The organism is Veillonella tobetsuensis (genome assembly GCF_001078375.1).
Lineage (GTDB): Bacteria > Bacillota > Negativicutes > Veillonellales > Veillonellaceae > Veillonella > Veillonella tobetsuensis.
This window is the reverse complement of the sequence record NZ_BBXI01000018.1, coordinates 1-19,776: the sequence shown is the minus strand read 5'-3', so window position 1 is coordinate 19,776 and position 19,776 is coordinate 1. Positions and strand designations below refer to the sequence as shown.

General features: G+C 38.3%; 20 protein-coding genes and 3 pseudogenes. 20 read left to right on the top strand and 3 right to left on the bottom strand.

Annotation, left to right across the window (positions count from 1 at the left end):
* From proC to VEI_RS07505, 13 genes and pseudogenes are all read left to right on the top strand, one after another.
* Positions 1-789, top strand: coding sequence for a pyrroline-5-carboxylate reductase (proC, locus tag VEI_RS07565; protein WP_059363934.1), 789 nt, complete (start codon positions 1-3; stop codon positions 787-789).
* A complete protein-coding gene (locus VEI_RS07560; protein ID WP_005375694.1) occupies positions 789-1,574 on the top strand; it encodes a YlmH family RNA-binding protein in 786 nt (261 codons plus the stop codon). The genes proC and VEI_RS07560 overlap by 1 nt, the downstream gene beginning before the upstream one ends.
* 114 nt (positions 1,575-1,688) lie before the next feature.
* Positions 1,689-2,336: a precorrin-2 dehydrogenase/sirohydrochlorin ferrochelatase family protein gene (locus VEI_RS07555; RefSeq protein ID WP_059363931.1), complete on the top strand. Its 648-nt coding sequence runs from the start codon at positions 1,689-1,691 to the stop codon at positions 2,334-2,336.
* Positions 2,305-3,579, top strand: a complete 1,275-nt coding sequence (gene hemA, locus VEI_RS07550; protein ID WP_038122539.1) for a glutamyl-tRNA reductase — start codon at positions 2,305-2,307, stop codon at positions 3,577-3,579. The genes VEI_RS07555 and hemA overlap by 32 nt, the downstream gene beginning before the upstream one ends.
* Position 3,580: 1 nt before the next feature.
* Positions 3,581-4,519: a hydroxymethylbilane synthase gene (gene hemC / locus VEI_RS07545; protein ID WP_005375716.1), complete on the top strand. Its 939-nt coding sequence runs from the start codon at positions 3,581-3,583 to the stop codon at positions 4,517-4,519.
* The gene (gene cobA, locus VEI_RS07540; RefSeq protein WP_059363929.1) at positions 4,516-6,030 is read left to right on the top strand and encodes a uroporphyrinogen-III C-methyltransferase; all 1,515 of its coding nucleotides are present in this window, start codon (positions 4,516-4,518) and stop codon (positions 6,028-6,030) included. The genes hemC and cobA overlap by 4 nt, the downstream gene beginning before the upstream one ends.
* A gap of 37 nt (positions 6,031-6,067) precedes the next feature.
* Positions 6,068-7,042 (top strand): porphobilinogen synthase, encoded by a 975-nt coding sequence (gene hemB, locus VEI_RS07535; RefSeq protein ID WP_059363928.1) that lies wholly within the window; start codon positions 6,068-6,070, stop codon positions 7,040-7,042.
* Between the two features lie 9 nt (positions 7,043-7,051).
* Positions 7,052-8,353 (top strand): glutamate-1-semialdehyde 2,1-aminomutase, encoded by a 1,302-nt coding sequence (gene hemL / locus VEI_RS07530; RefSeq protein WP_059363926.1) that lies wholly within the window; start codon positions 7,052-7,054, stop codon positions 8,351-8,353.
* Between the two features lie 34 nt (positions 8,354-8,387).
* The gene (locus VEI_RS07525) at positions 8,388-8,834 is read left to right on the top strand and encodes a helix-turn-helix domain-containing protein (protein WP_059363919.1); all 447 of its coding nucleotides are present in this window, start codon (positions 8,388-8,390) and stop codon (positions 8,832-8,834) included.
* 310 nt (positions 8,835-9,144) lie between these two features.
* Positions 9,145-9,549: pseudogene (locus VEI_RS07520) on the top strand (IS256 family transposase); the annotation flags it as partial.
* Positions 9,550-9,688: 139 nt separating this feature from the next.
* Positions 9,689-10,165 carry a hypothetical protein gene (locus VEI_RS07515; protein WP_059363917.1) on the top strand — a complete coding sequence of 159 codons (477 nt, stop codon included), beginning with the start codon at positions 9,689-9,691 and terminating at the stop codon, positions 10,163-10,165.
* Positions 10,166-10,187: 22 nt separating this feature from the next.
* A complete protein-coding gene (locus VEI_RS07510) occupies positions 10,188-10,958 on the top strand; it encodes a DUF1828 domain-containing protein (protein ID WP_059363916.1) in 771 nt (256 codons plus the stop codon).
* A 230-nt stretch (positions 10,959-11,188) separates the two neighbouring features.
* Positions 11,189-11,404: pseudogene (locus tag VEI_RS07505) on the top strand (transposase-like zinc-binding domain-containing protein); the annotation flags it as partial.
* A 44-nt stretch (positions 11,405-11,448) separates the two neighbouring features.
* Here VEI_RS07505 and istB read toward each other — a convergent pair.
* Genes istB through istA form a run of 3 tightly spaced genes read right to left on the bottom strand, consistent with a single transcriptional unit; the run spans position 11,449 to position 13,488 of the window.
* Positions 11,449-12,204, bottom strand: coding sequence for an IS21-like element helper ATPase IstB (gene istB / locus VEI_RS07500; protein WP_005382493.1), 756 nt, complete (start codon positions 12,202-12,204; stop codon positions 11,449-11,451).
* Positions 12,188-12,403, bottom strand: coding sequence for a hypothetical protein (locus VEI_RS10510; RefSeq protein WP_223209353.1), 216 nt, complete (start codon positions 12,401-12,403; stop codon positions 12,188-12,190). Before VEI_RS10510 ends, istB begins: the two co-directional genes overlap by 17 nt.
* Positions 12,400-13,488 carry an IS21 family transposase gene (istA, locus tag VEI_RS07495; protein ID WP_223209351.1) on the bottom strand — a complete coding sequence of 363 codons (1,089 nt, stop codon included), beginning with the start codon at positions 13,486-13,488 and terminating at the stop codon, positions 12,400-12,402. The genes VEI_RS10510 and istA overlap by 4 nt, the downstream gene beginning before the upstream one ends.
* Positions 13,489-13,578: 90 nt before the next feature.
* Here istA and VEI_RS10235 point away from each other — a divergent pair.
* The 7 genes and pseudogenes from VEI_RS10235 to VEI_RS07460 all read left to right on the top strand — a co-directional run.
* Positions 13,579-14,019: pseudogene (locus tag VEI_RS10235) on the top strand (IS256 family transposase); the annotation flags it as partial.
* 78 nt (positions 14,020-14,097) lie between these two features.
* A complete protein-coding gene (locus VEI_RS07485) occupies positions 14,098-14,313 on the top strand; it encodes a hypothetical protein (protein ID WP_059363910.1) in 216 nt (71 codons plus the stop codon).
* Between the two features lie 46 nt (positions 14,314-14,359).
* Entirely contained in the window at positions 14,360-15,616 is a 1,257-nt protein-coding gene (locus VEI_RS07480) for an AAA family ATPase (RefSeq protein WP_059363908.1), read from the top strand.
* Between the two features lie 185 nt (positions 15,617-15,801).
* Entirely contained in the window at positions 15,802-16,146 is a 345-nt protein-coding gene (locus VEI_RS07475) for a hypothetical protein (RefSeq protein WP_323131784.1), read from the top strand.
* Between the two features lie 190 nt (positions 16,147-16,336).
* Entirely contained in the window at positions 16,337-17,023 is a 687-nt protein-coding gene (locus tag VEI_RS07470; RefSeq protein WP_059363904.1) for a sigma-70 family RNA polymerase sigma factor, read from the top strand.
* A gap of 254 nt (positions 17,024-17,277) precedes the next feature.
* Positions 17,278-17,883 (top strand): hypothetical protein, encoded by a 606-nt coding sequence (locus VEI_RS07465; RefSeq protein ID WP_059363901.1) that lies wholly within the window; start codon positions 17,278-17,280, stop codon positions 17,881-17,883.
* Between the two features lie 316 nt (positions 17,884-18,199).
* Positions 18,200-19,776, top strand: a 1,577-nt coding sequence (locus VEI_RS07460) for an ESPR-type extended signal peptide-containing protein (RefSeq protein ID WP_256359136.1), incomplete at its 3' end; no start/stop codon positions are given.

Below are 19,776 nucleotides of genomic sequence, written 5' to 3'. Positions count from 1 at the left end.
ATGTTGGGAAAAACAGTATGTATAGGCGTAGGCGCCATGGGTGGTGCCCTTTTACGAGGCGCACTTTCACAAGGTATATTGCGTAGAGATGATGTATCAATCGTAGTGCATCGCCCTGAACATCGCGACGAATTAGTTGACGAATTGGGCGTTACAGGTTTTGTAGAATTACCTGATATGGCGCAGTTTGACACGATTATCTTAGCTGTTAAACCACAGGTATTGCCATCTGTATTGAGCCAATTAACGTCTGTGAAAGCGGGTGCTACGGTTATATCCGTGGCAGCTGGCGTAACATTAGATACCTTGCGCAAAGCATTACCAACTGCGGTATTGTACCGTGCCATGCCGAATACTCCAGCATCTATTGGATGTGGTATGACCGCGTTGACTGCGGATAATGGAGCTGATACAATTCACGTGGAGGCTTTATTTAATGCGGTTGGTGAAGTAGCCGTTGTCAGTGAAGCCGACCTAGATCGATTAGGCGCTTTGTCTGGTGCCGGCCCAGGATATATGTTTGTCATTTTAGATGCCTTGGCTGATGCGGGGGTCCGCATTGGATTACCTCGTCAATTGGCAATTAAGGCGGCTGCCCAAACGATGTATGGGGCTGGTAAAATGGCATTAGAATCCGGCACACATCCTGCTATATTGCGCGATCAAGTGACTAGCCCTGGCGGCACTACGATTGCTGGCATTGGAGCTATGGAAAAAGGTGGCTTGCGCAGTGCCCTACAAGATGGGGTTGTTGCTTGTTTAGCTCGTTCCAATGAATTGGGGAAATAATGGCTGATACTAGTAAATTAATTAGATATTTTGAAGCAAGCGGTAGCGGTGAAGAAGCGCGCCGTATGCTTGATTTAGCAGAACAAGTGGTAAAGGGAAAACCGTATCGCGTATGTGACTTTACAAGTCCTGCAGGACTTGTTATCGCTGATGCAATTAAGGCGGCTTATCCTGAATTACTCGTTCAATCCTATGGCGGCTATGAAGGGGCAGAACGTATTCGTATCGCCTTTGTAGATAGTCATTTTCAAGGTACAGTAGATATGGGTATCATTCCCTTGAAGGTATCTTGGGACCCACGATTTAGATTGTTAAATCATCGTGATGTGCTTGGTTCTTTAATGGGACTTGGCATTGATCGCTCTAAATTTGGCGATATTATCATGGGTCAAGGGGGCGCACAAATTCTCGTAGATAGTGCTGTAGCAGATTTTGTAGTGCAAAATTTTACAAAGATTGCTATGGTTGCTGTATCTGTAACTCCGATGGAGTTAGATGAGATAGCACCAAAAGAAGAAAAGATTAAAGAAGTGCGTACTACCGTTGCATCACTTCGATTGGATGCGGTAGCAAGCTCTGGCTTTAGCGTATCCCGTACCAAATTGGTGAGCGCTGTAAATGCCGGTTTATTGCAAGTAAATTGGCAACCTGCAAAGGGGCCATCCCAAGAGGTCAAAGAAGGGGATATCATCTCTATGCGTGGTCGTGGCCGAATGAAGGTAGAGGCTATTACGGGCACATCCCGTAAGGGACGTATCGGCGTTTACCTTAAACGATTTATGTAAGCAAATAAGCAATCGGCTTGATTCATCAAGCCGATTTTTTATACCGCTTATGTATATCTATAGTTTCATATGTAGGTATACATAAGCGGTATCATCAATTATGCGAGGTTCATTATGATATCTCTAACATTACAAACTACAGCGAGTGATACCATTTTATTTGTAGGTGGTGGCGCCGTGGCTGAACGACGTCTAGCATTATGCTTAGACGAGCCCTGTCAATGCATTGTCATTAGCCCTGTTATAACAAATCGGATGAAAGCTTGGCATGAGGATAACAGATTTATTTGGCACAATACAGTGTTTAGCGATGACCATATAGACATTGTAAAACAATGTAAATTATTGTTTATCTGTACAGATAATAAAGCTGTTAATGATTATATGGAAGCTATAGCACGCAATAATGGCATACTAGTCAATCGTGCCGATAATGCTACAGCTTGTGATTTCACAGTACCATCAACAATCGATATGGGTGATTTGCATGTTGCGATTAGTGCTAATAATGGGGGACCACGTATTAATCGTCTTGTGAAACAAGATATGATGAATCGTTATAATATATTGCAAATTGCCATACCGAGACTTAAAATTATGAGGGAAGAGGTAAAGTTACTTATCCCTAGCGTAGAGGAGCGTAGCCGTTTTTGGCGCACTCACCTAGGCGAATCTGAATTTCAGGCTATTCTTAAGGGACAATGGCCTTTGATAGAGGAGAAACTACACCATGCAATTAGTGGTATTAGGACTAAATCATAGAAGTGCTGCCGTTGAGGTGCGTGAACGTTTCTCGTTTGAAAAGAACGAGGTAGAAAGCGCCTTAAATCGACTCTATGAATACGAAAAAATTTCAGAATGTGTCATTCTATCGACTTGCAATCGTACGGAAATTTATGCCGTATTAGAAGATGTACAATCTCCTAAAGCGTATATGCTCGATGTATTAAAGCATTTAAAACATGCCGATACAATTGATGAATCCGCATTTTTCTTCTATGAAGAGAAAGCGTGTATAGAACATCTATTCCGCGTATCTGCTAGCCTTGACTCCCTAGTATTGGGGGAAGGTCAAATCCTCAGCCAATTGAAAGGTGCCTATATTGCGGCCTATAGTGCAGGCTTTACGGGAACCGTATTTAATATCTTGTTCCAACGCGCTATTGGTGTTGGTAAAAAGGTTCGGACCAATACAGGCATTGCGAATACACCTGTGTCTGTTAGTTACACGGCGGTTAACTTGGCGGAAGATAGCCTAGATAAACCACTTTCAGAAGCAACAGTCCTCATCTTAGGGGCTGGTACCATGAGTGAGTTAACAGCTACACATCTTCAAGCAAAGGGCGTAAAAACCATATTCGTATCAAATCGAACTTTTACCAAAGCGGAAGCCTTGGCGAAGAAATTTAATGGGCAAGCCATTAAATTAGATCACTATGTGGAACAAGCGGAACATGCGGATATCATCATTACATCGACGGGGGCACCGCATTATATTATTGGTGAAAAGGAGGCCAAACGGATTGCCGCATTGCGTCATGGACGTCCCATCGTGATGATTGATATTGCGGTACCACGTGATATCGATCCAGTCGTCGCGGATATCGAAGGTGTGTACCTATTCAATATCGATGCTCTAGAAAGCGTTGTAGAAGAGAATAAACAACAACGCGAGGAAGAGGCGAAACGGGCTGAACCGATTATTCACGAAGCCATCGATGAAGTGTTAGAAAAGTTTAGTTATTTATCCGTACGTCCTATGATGGCATTATTGACGGATAAGGCTGACCGTATTCGTCGCCGTGAATTACATCGAGCGCTGGCTAAATTGCCTGATATTTCCGATAAAGAGCGTCGCATCATTGATTCTATGAGTCGTATGATCGTTAGAAAAATGCTAAGAGAACCGATGATTCATTTCAATGAAATCGCCGGTACACAAGAAGAAGGTTTATATTGGGATTTATTCAAAGATATGTTTAATCTCGAGAAAGAAGGCTCGTAGTATGAGGAACCACATTAGAATTGGAACTCGAAAGAGTGCTCTTGCCTTATGGCAGTCAGAATATGTAAAAAGTGAATTGCAACGCTTGTACCCAGGGGTTACCGTAGAATTAGTTCACTTTAACACAAAAGGGGACCGCATTTTGAATAAGCCCCTTGCCGAAGTAGGTGGCAAAGGTTTATTCACTGCTGAATTAGAGGCTGCTATGCATGCTGGTGATATCGATATCGCCGTTCATAGTTTAAAGGATATGCCTACAGAATTGCCAGATGGCCTTACATTAGGTGCTATTTCCAAACGGGAAGTACCATTCGATGCTTTGGTCAGTCCTAAATATAAAACATTGGACCAATTACCAGAAGGAGCTCGCATTGGTACCAGTAGTTTACGTCGTCAAGCCCAATTATTGCATCGCCGTCCAGACCTACAAATTGAAGTCATCCGAGGCAATGTACAAACCCGTCTTGGCAAGATTGAAACGGAAGGCCTCGATGGCGTCGTATTAGCACAAGCAGGCCTTAAACGGCTCGGTTTAGATGATAGAATCACACAAGTCTTTACGGCGGATGAAATGATTCCTGCTGTGGGGCAAGGTGCTTTGGCTATTGAATGTCGCAGTGACGATACTGAGATGTTAGAAATACTTTCAAAAATCGACGACGAACCAACACGCCTTGCCGTAGAAGGGGAACGTAGTTTCTTGAACCAACTCAATGGTGGCTGCCAAGTGCCAATGGGCGTATATGGGACCGTTGAAAAGGGACAGCTTAATTTGAAAGCGCTCATTGCGTCCTTGGATGGTAAAACTGTATATGAAGGGGAATTGTCTGGACCTGCTAAGAAAGGGGTTATGTTAGGCAAAAACCTTGCGAAAGCCTTATATGAAGAAGGGGGCAAACACATTGTGGAAGCCCTTGTTAAGGAGGGAATCATAAAATGACAGGTTTAGTATATTTGATTGGCGCAGGCCCTGGAGATTCTAAATTAATCACCGTAAAAGGTAAGGAATGTATAGAACGCGCAGATGTTATTGTATATGATTATTTAGCAGATGCTCATCTATTAGAATGGGCTAGACCTGATGCAGAATTGATTTATGCAGGGAAACAATGCAAAGACCACACCATGCACCAATGGGAAATCAACGAACTATTGGTAAAAAAGGGAAAAGAAGGCAAAATCGTAGCCCGCTTAAAGGGTGGTGATCCACTCGTATTTGGTCGTGGTGGGGAAGAAGCCATGGCCCTTCGTGAGGCCGGTGTTTCTTTTGAATTTGTACCTGGTGTTACATCGCCTATCGCAGCGCCTGCCTATGCTGGTATTCCTGTAACACAACGTGCTATGGCTACATCCTTTGCTGTTGTTACCGGTCATGAAGACCCAACAAAAGCGGTGTCTGGCATCCATTGGGAAGGTCTTGCCACAGCAGTGGATACACTTTGCTTTGTCATGGGTGTAGGCAATTTACCTACGATTGCAGAAAAATTGATGGCTCATGGCCGTCCTGCTAATACACCAGTGGCGCTCGTTCGCTGGGGGACTAAACCTGTTCAAGAGGTGCTTGTTTCCACACTAGAACATGTTGTAGAAGACGTGGAAAAGGCACAACTAAAAGCGCCAGCCATCATCGTCGTAGGCGATGTGGTAAACTTGCGTGAACAATTGCAATGGTTCGATAACAAGCCGTTATTCGGCAAAACGATTGTAGTTACTCGTGCTCGCTCTCAAGCTAGCAAATTCCGCGATATGCTCATGAACCAAGGAGCCAATGTAATCCAAGCAGCAGCTATTAAAACAGAGCCTGTAGAATTATTTGATGAAGATAAACGTTTATTACATGGCGTAGATCGCTATTCTTGTGTCGTATTCACATCCGCTGAAGGGGTACGCTACTTCTTTGATGCATTGTACGGAGAAGGCAAGGATGCACGTTCCTTAGGTTATGCTAAGGTATGTGCTATCGGCAGTGCCACAGCTAAGGCGTTGACTAACTATGGCATTACGCCGGATATTATCCCTGTAGATTATAAGGCTGAATCCGTTGTAGATGCATTGAAACAGCATGTTAAACCTAGACATACAGTGCTATTAATTCAACCTAAGAAGGCTCGTGAAGTGATTCCTCGTGAATTACGTCACTTAGATATCGACGTAGATATCTTGCGCTTGTATGAAACGCAACAAGATACATCTCAACAAGAGGCATTAGTAGATGCATTGCAACATGGTCATGTCGACTATATTACATTTACTAGCTCCTCTACAGTTACCAATACATTGGAGCTATTGGGTGAGGATGCACTTTCACTATTAGAACATACAAAAATTGCATGTATCGGACCTATTACGGCCGCTACGGCTATGAGTGCAGGTTTAAAGGTAGATATCATTAGTCCTGTATATACGACAGAAGGTCTTGTAGACACAATCGTGAAAGACTGCGCTAACTAACATACTGTCATTATTAAACGGAAGAAGGAAATTTACTATGTACGATTTAACCTATCGTCCTCGCCGTTTGCGCACTTCTCCAGAAATGCGTGATTTAGTACGAGAAACAACATTAGATACAACTGATTTGATTTATCCATTATTCATCGTTCCTGGTGAAGGGGTAAAAAAAGAGATCGACACATTGCCAGGACAATACCATTTATCCGTAGATGAAGCGGTAAAGGTGGCGCAAGAGGCTTATGACCTCGGCATTCGTGGTGTAGAAATCTTTGGCATCCCTACCTATAAGGATGAACAAGGTTCCTCTGCTTGGGATATGGAGCAACCGGTACAACAAGCGATTAAAGCCATCCGTGAAGCGGTGCCAAATCTATTGGTCATTGCAGACGTATGCTTATGTCAATATACCTCTACTGGTCACTGTGGCATGATTGATCACCATGAAATCTTGAATGATGAAACATTGCCTCTATTGTGCAAGGTTGCGGTTAGCCAAGCACAAGCAGGTGCTCATATGGTGGCGCCATCAGATATGATGGATGGCCGTGTAGGTGCTATTCGTGAAGCTCTTGATGAAGCTGGTTTCACCAATGTATCCATTATGAGCTATGCTGCAAAATATGCATCTGCCTACTATGGTCCATTCCGTGGCGCCGTTAATTCGGCTCCTCAATTTGGGGATCGTAAATCCTATCAAATGGATCCGGCTAATCGCTTAGAAGCAATGCGTGAAATCGAACTCGATATCGCTGAAGGTACGGATATTATCATGATTAAACCAGCATTATGCTATTTGGATATCGTTCGCGAAGCCCGTGATCGTTATGAATTGCCATTGGCTGTCTATAATGTATCCGGCGAATATGCAATGGTTAAAACGGCTGTAGCCGCTGGTCTTATCGATGAACAACGCCTTGTTATGGAAACGATGCTCTCCATGAAACGAGCTGGTGCTAAGATTATCATTACATACCATGCCCTTGATGTGGCACGTTGGCTTAAACAATAAGGAGTGACTATGTTACAACTAGGTAAATCAGAAAAAGCGTTTGACGAAGCAAAGCGATATATGCCGGGTGGCGTTAATAGCCCTGTTCGCTCCTATCGTAGCGTAGGCTCAAACCCTCCATTTATTAGCTCCGCTAGCGGCAGCCGTATCTATGATATCGATAACAACGAATACATCGACTATGTATTGAGCTGGGGCCCTATGATTTTGGGCCATGCGAACCCTGAGGTCGTAGCTAGCCTGCAAGAGGCCATTCCCCGTGGCACAAGCTATGGTGCGCCTACACTGTTAGAAACGGAATTGGCTAAGAAAATCCAAGCCTTCATGCCATCTATGGAAATGATTCGTCTCGTTAACTCTGGTACAGAAGCGACCATGAGCGCATTGCGCGTAGCTCGTGGGTACACGGGTCGCGACCGCATCGTTAAATTTGTTGGTTGTTACCATGGTCATAGTGATTCTCTATTGGTGAAAGCAGGATCTGGTCTCGCTACATTTGGCGTACCAGATAGCCCAGGCGTACCAAAGGGCGTTGCAGAAAATACCATCACATTGCCATACAATGATATTGATGCAGTTAAACAATTATTCGATGAAATAGGCGATACCATTGCATGTATTATCGTAGAACCGGTAGCAGGTAACATGGGCTGTGTGCCTCCGGTAGAAGGATTCCTTGAAACCTTGCGCGATGTAACAAAGGCGCATGGTGCCCTATTAATCTTTGACGAAGTTATGTGTGGTTTCCGTGCTAGCAGTGGTGGTGCACAAAAACTATACAATATTAAACCCGATTTGACTTGCCTTGGTAAAATCGTCGGCGGTGGTATGCCTCTCGCTGTATTTGGCGGTTCTAGCAAAATCATGAGCGAAGTAGCACCATCCGGCCCTATTTACCAAGCCGGTACTTTGAGTGGTAATCCTGTGGCTGTAACAGCGGGCCTTGCTACATTATCTATGTTGCAACGAGACCCAACCATCTTTAAACAAGTGGAAGATAGCACAAACGCATTGTGTAATGGCCTTGAAGAATTGGCTAAGAAATACAATGTACCAGCTGTGGTGCAACGTGTAGGTTCTATGTTTACCTTGTTCTTTACAGATAAATCGGTTCACAATTTTGATGACGCTAGTGCATGCAATGCGGACCATTTCAAGACATTCTTCCATCATAACTTGAGCCATGGTATTTACTATGCGCCAAGTCCATTTGAAAGCAACTTTGTGTCTATGTGCCATAAGGGCGCAGAAATCGATAAAACATTGGCTGTCGCAGAAGAAGCTTTCAAAATTATCAGTGAAACACTGTAATATTCTTTTGACGTAATCGATGTAGGTGATGAACATGCAATTTTACAAGAACTTAAAACGGGCTCGCGTACGCATGGGAAAGAGCCAAATCGAAGTCGCCAAGGCTGTAGGTATTAGTAATGCAGCATTGTCAAATTACGAGACTGGCTATAGAGAACCAGACCTCGATACACTGTGCGCGTTGGCTCGTTACTATGAGCTGACCTTAGATGAACTCGTGAATGTTAATAATGAACAGCAAGAACGCATTTATGACATTAGCACCGCTGTGAAGGATACACATATTAAGTTCAAAGGGGATTTGTATGAATTAAAAGCATCGCAAAAGAAGGTTCTCTTGCGAGAACTGGATACAGTGTTTGAAAAATTTCAACGATCTCGTATAACATCTATCAAAGAAGGTACCTCACATCGCCATCCTCATATCAATCGGGGAGGACTGTTGGGGACTAACCTTGCGGTGAGTCGCGGGAAAAAATGATAAGATAATATTGACAGCCTTAAGGATATACCCTATACTGAACTTGTGAACATTATAGTGTGTCTTTAGCTAGACTTTGGACGTACTCATAACTGTTTGCACCACAAAACAATAATAAAAGGAGCCTAGATGGTCGTTTATAGAATTGCTATGAACGTCATCTAGGCTCTTTTTTGTGAAAGTCGTTAACATAGGCTTATAGGACAAAAAGTGTGTGTGAAAACATCAATTAACCCTTGTAATTACTGGCTAAAATGAGGTTATATCTTCCTATATATAAACAAATATGGAGGAAGAGTTTGTGTGACAAATAAAATGTCCTGATTGTAATGAAAAATGTATTAAACATGGTGTTTTAAAATCTGGTTATCAGCGTTGGTTTTACAAACATTGTAAGGTGGCATTTACCGTTAAAATTAATAATTTAAGTAAAGAGTTAAACCTATTCTTGAATTGGTTATTCAGCATCGATATTCAAGCTGATATGCCTGGTAAAGGTCGTACATTCAGGCGTAAAACCGCTAAATTTTGGTCCATATGGCCGTTGCCACCAAAAGTGGAAGAAGTACATGATGTGGTATATCTTGATGGAATTTACTTAGCTAGGAATTTATGTGTATTAATTTGTTGCAATGATACTCATGTTCTAGGATGGTATGTCTACCGTTATGAGCATGCAAATAATTTTATTAGTAGCTGTACTTTAGATAAGGTATTAGTAGTATTTTATTATATTATCGTAAATTTTTTAGACTATCTTTTAGACTATCATATATAAATCTGTATTTGACGATTTGAAAGAGATAGTGGTAGTATAAATTAAACATATATTTGCTATTAAAAGGATGCTAGTTATGGAAATTACACAATCCTATTTGGATGAATTAATATTCACACCAAAAAGAATTACTATTAAACCAGAACGAAACTATCAAGTTATTAATGGATCCAACAGGAAGAATTTCGAACTGGTATCAGATAAATATAATGAACGATTTAGAGTTTTTATTAGACAAAATGTTACACTTCCTGAAATATATTCAATTGGACTACAATTAATCAATAATAATTTTGAGGAAAATCCTATATTATTTAGATGTAATGGACCACATGGTGGGAATAAAAGTATTCCAGAACATTTTGTTACTCATATACATCGTGCTCAATTAATATCTGTAGATATTGGATTGTTTGGGATTGAAAAGTTGAATGAAGCTTGTGGAGAATTCTCTACGTTGGAAAGTGCCATATATTATTTTTGTAATACGTGTAATATTTTAGATGCCAGAACATATTTCCCTGAATGTTGGGAAGTACCTTTATTTAAATAGTGTTGGAAGGAGGTAATAAATAATGGATATTAAATTATTAAATAAATATTTAAGTAAATCTTTTAATAATCAATTTGAAATTAAAGAAAAACGACAGAATTTATATCAAATTTTACTACCTCTTTTTTATCCTGATGGTGATATGCTTGATATTTTTATTTCTGAACTAGAAAAAGACCAGTTTTTAGTTTCTGATTGTGGAACTACATTAATGCGCCTTTCATATAGTTTTGATTTGGATACCGACAATAAAATAGAACTTTTTAAACGTATTTTATTACAACAAAATGCTAAATTTGAAGAAAATACAGGCTCGATTCAATTAATATCTAATCTAGATCAATTATTTAATAATATTATGCAATTATCACAGATTATAGCACAGGTCTCAAATTTAAAAATATTACAACGTAAAACTGTAGCATCACTTTTTTATGATGATGTGAAGAAATATATAGAATCCTATTTAACATCATTTAATGTAAAAAATAATTATATGCCTATTAATAATGATCAGGATTTAGTGGTTGATTATGCATTTCTTGGTGATAAAAGATCTGTATATGTATTTCCTGTTAAGGGAAGTAGTAAAACTCAAAATGCAATTATTACAATTTTAAGACTTCAACAGCTATTAGATTCACCTTTTACAAGTGTACTTATACATGAAGATTTTGAATGCTTGACAAAAGCAGAACGTCGAATTTCTATGAAAGTTGCTGATAAGCAGTTTGGTGATTTTAACAGTTTCAAAGAATCTGCTGAAGATTTTATTAATAGAGCATTGGCATAAAAAAGTCATACATATTCTATTGTTATAGAATGTGGCTTATAGGATAAAAAGTGTATGTGAAAACCCTTATAACACTAGTAAATATCTAGTGTTATAAGGGTTTAATCTTTTTCTGGAGAAGTTTGAGGGTGGACAAAAAGTGTGGGTAAAAACATCAATTAACCCTTGTAATTACTGATTAAAATGAGGTTATATCTTCCTATATATAAACAAATATGGAGGAAGAGTTTATGCGACAAATAAAATGTCCTGATTGTAATGAAACATGTATTAAACATGGTGTTTTAAAATCTGGTTCTCAGCGTTGGTTTTGCAAACATTGTAAGGTGGCATTTACCGTTAAAATTAATAATTTAAGTAAAGAGTTAAACCTATTCTTGAATTGGTTATTCAGCACCGATATTCAAGCTGATATGCCTGGTAAAGGTCGTACATTCAGGTGTAAATGTCAATATAAGAATGTACAATTTTGACGATGTACAATGTACAGTTATTCCTTCTGTTGCATATGGTTTCGTAACCGGTATGAATCTCCAGTTATGCTAATCACATGTGCATGGTGAAGTAATCGATCAACAATAGCATTAGCTACTCGCTCATCATGTAAAATGGTAGCCCACTCATCAAAATTAATGTTAGACGTTACGATGGTACTTTTCTTTTCGTACCGTCTATCAATAATTTGAAATAGTAAGTTAGCATCACCTGGTTGTAACGGTAAATAGCCAATTTCATCAATGATGAGTAATTGGTAGCGTGCATAATGCTTGAGCCGAGTTTCTAATCGTCCTTCATCTTTTGCACTCTTAAGGTTTTGAATTAAATCATGGCATTTAATAAAATAGGTGCTTCGTCTGTTACGAGAGCTTTCAATACCTAGTGATGTAGCTAAATGTGTTTTCCCAACTCCGCTAGAGCCAAGAAATACAATGTTTTCAGCTTGTTCCATGAATCCTAATGATGCTAAATCCTTAATTTGCATTTCGTTAATTTGTGGTTGAAATGAAAATTCAAAATCAGCTAGTGTTTTCAAATGAGGAAAATTACTAATTTTCACCATATGGTTAATTACGTTTTGTCGTTTAATATCAACTTCGTAATCACTCAGCTTCAATAACCACTCAATATGAGATAAGCTCTGTGTATTAGCTAATTCAATTGTTTCATCTAGGTGTAACATGCATTGTTTTAGTTTTAGATATGCTAGATTATCTTGTAAGCGTTGGTAATTAGTCTGTAGTGTCATAGATAGCTCCTATCTTTTCCAAATTAGATTTTGCTTTAGCTTTCACATCTCCAGAACTTAGATAAGGAATTGTTTTCTGCAATTGTGCCTCATAATGAGAAGGCAAATAGTTAACCTTCTTATCACTTAATGGGTGCTGTGCAATCAATTCTGTGCTATCATATATGTATAGCATCTTATCTATGGTCTTTAAGGTCATAGATTTGGCCACACATATCCTGGCGGTACAGAATAGTGGCTACCACGAAAGCTAATGAGATTACTTGCTGAAACCTTAGCTTTTGGGTGATCTATGCGGTAGGAATCTCTTATCACTTTTGTTGGAAGTGGGGTAAGAGATTCCTTTTCTTTTTCAAGCATTGCAGACGGTATTTGTCTTGTAGCTTGAGAAATCGCTAGATTACTACGTAAAATAATTTTTTGAATCTGTTCTTCCACTTCTTGTATTGTTAATTTTCCTTGGTACGCATGAATTTCATCTAGAATTTTCATTTGGCTTTCTACTTTGCCTTTCGTTTGTGGACGGCGCGCCATACACGGCTTAAATGTAAAGCTAAAGTCACTTGAAAATTGTTCTGCTTTGGTATGAAGCTGTCCTTTAGTCCCAGCTAGCCTCGGTTGTACCATCACGGTTTTCATATTATCTGTTAATAGTACATGCGGAACACCTTGTAATTGTTCAAAGAATTCTACTAATGTATCTTGTAGTGTTTCAGTAGTTCTATCGAAAGTGACCTTTGCTAATTTGTATCTAGAATAGCCTAATGTCATCAGCAATATATTAAAAGTTATGTGTGTGCCATCATGCAATAGGAATTTAATATTCTCTTTCCAATCAACTTGAGCCTGTTCAGCTGGTGCGGTTTCAAAACGAATCGTATGCTGCATACTAGGCGATGTATGTTTTCTATCAAAATAGGATTGAAATACTGGTATCTTTAAAATATAACCGCGAAATGTAGAGTAAGCAGCTGTGAGTCCATGGTTATCTACCAAGTATTGCCACAAGACACGCTTATAATAAAATTGTTGGGGTGTATCATCAGATAATAAAGTCTGTATTACGTCATAAAATTTATCAATCATAGATGGTTTATGACGATGTGGATCAGGCGTTCCATTTTCATAATGAGATTTTATGGTGCGTCTATCATAGCCTAATTCACGACCTAGTAAACTATAATTAGGTTTCAAATTGCAAGCCTCCAGAATGTCTCTTAATAATGGTAAGTCTAATAATGATGTTACAGTAAATGAACTGTTAATAGCGTATACGTATTGCATGTTGTTATCACCTCAACTATAGTATCGGTGATACAATTAAAATTGTACATTCTTATATCATCATTTTTGTACATTCTTAGAGTATCATTTACATTCAGGCGTAAAACCGCTAAATTTTGGTCCATATGGCCATTGACACCAAAAGTGGAAGAAGTACATGATGTGGTATATCTTGATGGAATTTACTTAGCTAGGAATTTATGTGTGTTGATTTGTTGCAATGATACTCATGTTCTAGGATGGTATGTCTGCCGTTATGAGCATGCTAAAGCTTTATTTAATGTGAAAACCATGGATCAAGCCTTTATATGGATTAATGAGCTTTCAGCGTGGCGAATGACATATTCTGATTTTTTACGAGAAATGACGATTGATGAATTCGGAAACAAACGCTCTACACACGAGCGTTTGCTTAAGGCTGAATCATCAATATGGCGAATGATTAGACAGCAAACGCTATTTACCTTTTTAGAATACATAGATATTACAGTACCTACAACAAATAATCGTATTGAGAGTGGAGTAAAGTCACACACACTTTTTGTCCTATAACCCATTATTTCCACCTGCGGTATAGTACAACTGTGCCCGGGCAGGAAAGGATTTACAATGACATTCTATTCTGCACAAGATTTTGAACAATACTATGTAACAAATGTAACGCGATTTGAACAGATTTGTGATGAAGCACTGGTAGAGGTATGCCAGACGAGAGTACCTATCTGTGATGTGCCAAGTGAGCCAATAGATAGCACGGCGGCTAAGATGGAATTGTGTCTTCGTTGTCTATATTATTTGATAGTTATTTTTTGTGTTAATAATTAGCATAAAATATAAGTCCGTGGTATAATACATTTAAGGAGGTGTTAATATGTTAATGGAAGTGAGATTAAATAATGTATTAGCATTTAATAAACCTGTTGTGTTTTCTGCGAATGCAGATATGCGTACTAAAAAGTTTATATCAAATGTACATCAAGAAAATGGAAATAATATTGTAAAAAGCACTGCTATATATGGACCTAATAATACGGGAAAGACTTGTTTAATTAAAGGTATAGCCAGTATTATTGATATTTTATTAAATAATGAGCCTCATTTATTACCTAATTTATTTACACATAATTCTATTTGTGAATTAGGTATTGCTTTTTTATATGATAAGAAAAAGTATGATTATACTATAACGTATGATGCTCAATCAGAAGAAATCATATATGAACATTTTGTACACAAATTTTATGATGAATATGGTAATGAGAAGTCAGATACATTAATTTTAAAGGATATAAAAAAACAGGAATTTAAATGTGTCGATCCTAATGTAGAACCTTTGATGGAAGTGGTTGCAAATAAAACCTTATTGTGTCATGCTATCGATACATCTAAGTTTAGTAAATTGGCAGAGATTAAACACATCATTACTGAATTTGCTCGTTCAATAGATATTATTAATATGAATAATATTCCCATTGATCAAACTATCAAATTATTAAAGAATGAAAATAATATTCAGAAAAAAGTTGTTAACTTTATTAAACAAGCTGATGTATATTTAGATGATTTTAAATATGCTGAAGCAGATATGGATATAAAATTAAAAAAGAATGGTAAAGCGATTGCAGACGAACGCGCCTTAGCATTGCCGGAACAATTATTAGATCAATTAAAGTTAATTTCTGTGTACAAAGGCCATCCAGTACCAAGTATGGTATTTGATTCTACGGGAACGAAAAAAATTGCTGCTTTAGCTAGTTATATTATTGAAGCTTTAGAAAAAGGCAGAACTTTAATTGTTGATGAATTGGATAGTAGTTTACACTTTTCTTTAACACGTGCTATCGTAGCTCTTTTTAATAATGAATTAAATGATATGGCGCAGCTTATATTTACAGTTCATGATGTAACTTTGTTGGATTGCAAAAGGCTATTTAGAAAAGAGCAAATTTGGTTTGTTCATAAGGATGAAGAACAAGTATATCTATATTCATTGGCTGATTTTACAACTGCTAACACTGGTATTCGCGATAGTACCAATCTTCTTGATAAATATAAAAAAGGTGTACTAGGTGCCCTGCCTGATCCATCATTTTTTGATTCCTTGTTAGACATTAAATCGAAATACTAGGAGGTTTATATGGTTCCATTATTACCGCCTCTGAAAGATAATAAGAAGATTTATATCCTATATACCAAAACGTATATCAAAAAGGAAATTATGATTTAGTTGTTATTGTTTGTGATACAGAAAAGAAACCACATGAACAATTTAATGATATTTGTTGTAAAGTGAACTCGCTCCATGCGTGTGAATTGGCAAGCCAACATGTGGTAATGTTTACAAACCCATGTACTATGCAAGTCATTTTATTGCATTGGGATACTTCTGTTAGATTGCAGACACCATCAAAGCGGCGTAGTGCTACTTATATTGAAAAATATACAGGTATCCAAGATTATTCAGCTAAAGAATTTCAGCGAACACAATTGGTTTCTAATATTACAAAAGAGAGTTATAGAACTATGATGAATGGTGCAAAGCAATTGGGAATGGATGCAGCATTAATTAATAGTACTAATTTACAAGTGTTTTTTGCACAATTGGAGCAACCTGACACAAATTGGATTGATGAGATTAATAAGTTAATAGAGTCCTAATAACAAGCGGTGCCTCCTATTTTATCAAAAAAAATAGCACAAACAATTTTAGACATATTTTAAGTACATTAAATGAACACCGATATAGTAATTGTATTGCTATGTCGGTGTTTTAGTATGTATTCCTGTTTTTGCAATTCTTTCCTCCTGCGGTATATTACAACTGTGCCCGGGCAGGAAAGGATTTACAATGACATTCTATTCTGCACAAGATTTTGAACAATACTACGTAACAAATGTAACACGATTTGAACAGATTCGTGATGAAGCATTGGTAGAGGTATGCCAAACGAGAGTACCTATCTGTGACGTGCCCAGTGAACCTATAAATAGCACGGCGGCTAAGATGGAATTGTGCCGACGCTATCGCCCTCTTATCGTAAAATACGAGCGATTATTAGTGAATCGCACAGTAGAAGATGATGTAGAGGCTATGCTGTGGCTCACCTTTATTGAATCAATTTACACCTACAATCTAGCTGGTACAGTACCCTTTGCAGGATATGTGAAATCGGCCATTCATTTTAAACATCTCAATCACTATAAATGGATTAAACAACGATGGAATCATGAATTCCATATTCCAGATACAGCGGATGGGGATGAGCAATTGGCGATGGATCAAATACCAGATACCATAGATGTAGCTAGCCAGACCGTACATCGTGAGGAACAAGCACAACAATATCATTTATTGCGAAGGGCTATGCGTTTATTAAAGGTGGATCAACAACAGTTGATTACCGATATGTATGGACGTGGTTGTAATTTGTCGGACATTGCAAGAACGCAAAATTGTTCACGTCAATCGGTACAACAACGGCATAAACGCATCTTGGATGTATTGCGTGAATACATGTATAGATATGTAATGTAATATTCAAATTAGAGATAGAGTTAGGAGATGATAATAGATAATCAAATGATATAGATAGTATACGTGGCTGCATATAGTTACATGCTTCATATATTAAAAAATATGATAAATATATGGGCATATATTTTAAAATTACATATTTACAGGTAAAAGCACATAGGTATACAATGAATGCGAAATGAATGCGCGTTCATGTATAGAGTGGGAATATTCCTTATATAGTTTGTTCGTATTATTTAAGAGGAGACTATTGTATGGAAACAGTGTATGATGAGCATACGAATGTGTCACCCTATGTAGTAGACGACGAGAGAGAATATGTACTACAAGATTGTATGGTCCGCCATCTATGGTGTATGATTCCAGACTATAAATCTGGTGGTAATGTAACCAAATGTTACTACGCGGATGGCACAGATGAATTAGTACATCGTCCGATGTTACGCCTGTTTTATGATCTAGCAAAATATTTAGCTGTCGATTTACGAGCCTTGCATAATACGATGGGGCAACGAGCATCGTATAATCAGCCGCGTACCTTGGCTGTGAATATGACCTGGATACCCTTCAAAACGAGGAAACCTGTAGGTAAGGATGGCGCTTATGGATACTTTAATATTGTGGTACCCTTTACCTATATGGTGTCCGATGGGCCTACAGAACAGCAATGTTATATTCATGGTGGTCACACGGAACCGATTTTGTTACTACATCCACCGACTTATGTGCGGAGGAAATTAGATGCAGCCATGATGGAACATCGGCGCTACGTGAGGCGTATACTAGAGTATATGCGGATGTGTGGTAATCCAGATGTACTAGCAGAACTCTATATTGCTTGTCATTTTCATGATAACTAAATAATGATATGACCTATATCGTCATAGATGATAGACATGTTTCTATCTCTATGGCGATATTTTTTTGTGAAAGCTTGAATTGTAGATTGAGAATACTTATAAGCAACCAATAAATTCCTGTAGAATATAGAAATTAATGAAATGTTAAAAGATAAGATAAACTTATCATATATTATCTAAATATTAAACTAATCTGCAAACTTATGTAAATAATGAAGCAAAGATGAATAAAAATGTTGACGGGGGGGGGGCATTTGGTAGCATTATGTCTATAGAGTGTGTACATAAGATATAGGGACAAAAGGAGTGTATAGATATGGGTCTGAATCATATATACAAAGTTATATGGTCAAAAACCAAAAACGCCTGGGTTGTAGTGTCGGAAATTGCAAAACGAGATGGCAAATCTAGCGTTAAATCTGTAGTTACCTCACTGGCTGGTAAAAGTGTGGCAGCTGTGATGGTGGCTATGGTTATGTGCGGGGGAGTGGCGTCGGCTAATACGCAGTATGGTGTAGGTGCTGATGGTGGTTTTAATGGTACAGCGATTGGGGAGAATGCTAAAGCCAATTCACATGAAAGTACTGTTATTGGGATGAATGCTAAAGCAGATGGTAATGGCGTAGGATCAATTGTTATAGGCACAAATGCTTATGGTATGGGATATAATGCATCTCCTAACTCAGTTATTGCAATTGGGTACGGGGCTAGAGCCAATACTGGGTCAGGTGGTCCAACTATGGCTATAGGTGAAGCTGCACAAGCAGAAGCTACTGCTGGTAATGCTATGGCCATAGGTTATAATTCTAAAGCATTAGGTTATAATGGTGGTATTGCGATTGGATCGGACAATACAGTTTATGGGAATAATCTAGTTCTCGGTAGGAATAGTCAAATTAATCAAATTAATGGGGCTGATCCAACGTATGCAATTTCAATAGGTAATATTAATAGAATGGACGGAAATGAAGGTTCTTTAGTTATTGGTAATCAGAATCATCTTATGGATAACTCAGGGACTTTTAGTAATAGAGATAATATACTTATTGGGAGTTCTACTAAATTAAATGGAACTGATAATACAGTTATAGGTTCAAGATACACTAATATCACTGGAAATTATATTACAGCAATTGGTGATGTAAAACGAAATGCAACAAATTGGAGCAATGATCAAGTTGTAATAGGCCATTACTCAGCACCTGAGGCTGTTGCTAGTGTTTCTAATTCTATAGGTATTGGAGGAACTGGAAAAACTTTAGCATTAGGGACTTTTGCAGGTAGTAATCCATTCTCAGTAGTGTCTTTTGGCGATAGTTCTACGGGTAGTTATACACGTCAACTTAAGAATGTTGCACCAGGTGTTATTTCTCCATTTTCTACAGATGCTATTAATGGTAGTCAACTATATAGAACGATAGAGGCATTATATTCATTGGGCAGCCCTGATGTGTATATGCATGTTAATGATGGGACATCAACTCAAGGTGCAGGTAATGCTACAACAAACCTTGGTAAGGCCAATGAAAAAGGCGGGGCAACAGGGACTAAATCTATTGCTATTGGAATGAATGCTTCAGCTAAAAAAGATGTTGGTGTTGCTCTTGGCAATGAATCTGTTGCAAATGATGAAGGTTCTGTAGCTATTGGTTCTTCTTATAGTAAGAGTGCTTCAGGAGTAGTTTCGTATTCTGGTGCCAATGCCACAGGAAAAAATGCGATTTCTATTTTGGGCAGAACAAGTGGAGATAATGCTATTGGTATTGGCTATAATGCAAGCCCTGCTCGAAATGCTATTGTGATATGTACCCATTTTCCTGGACACATATTATTTACTAGCCTAAACACATGGATGCTTCCCTGTATTTTACAGGAGGCATCCATTTTGTTTTT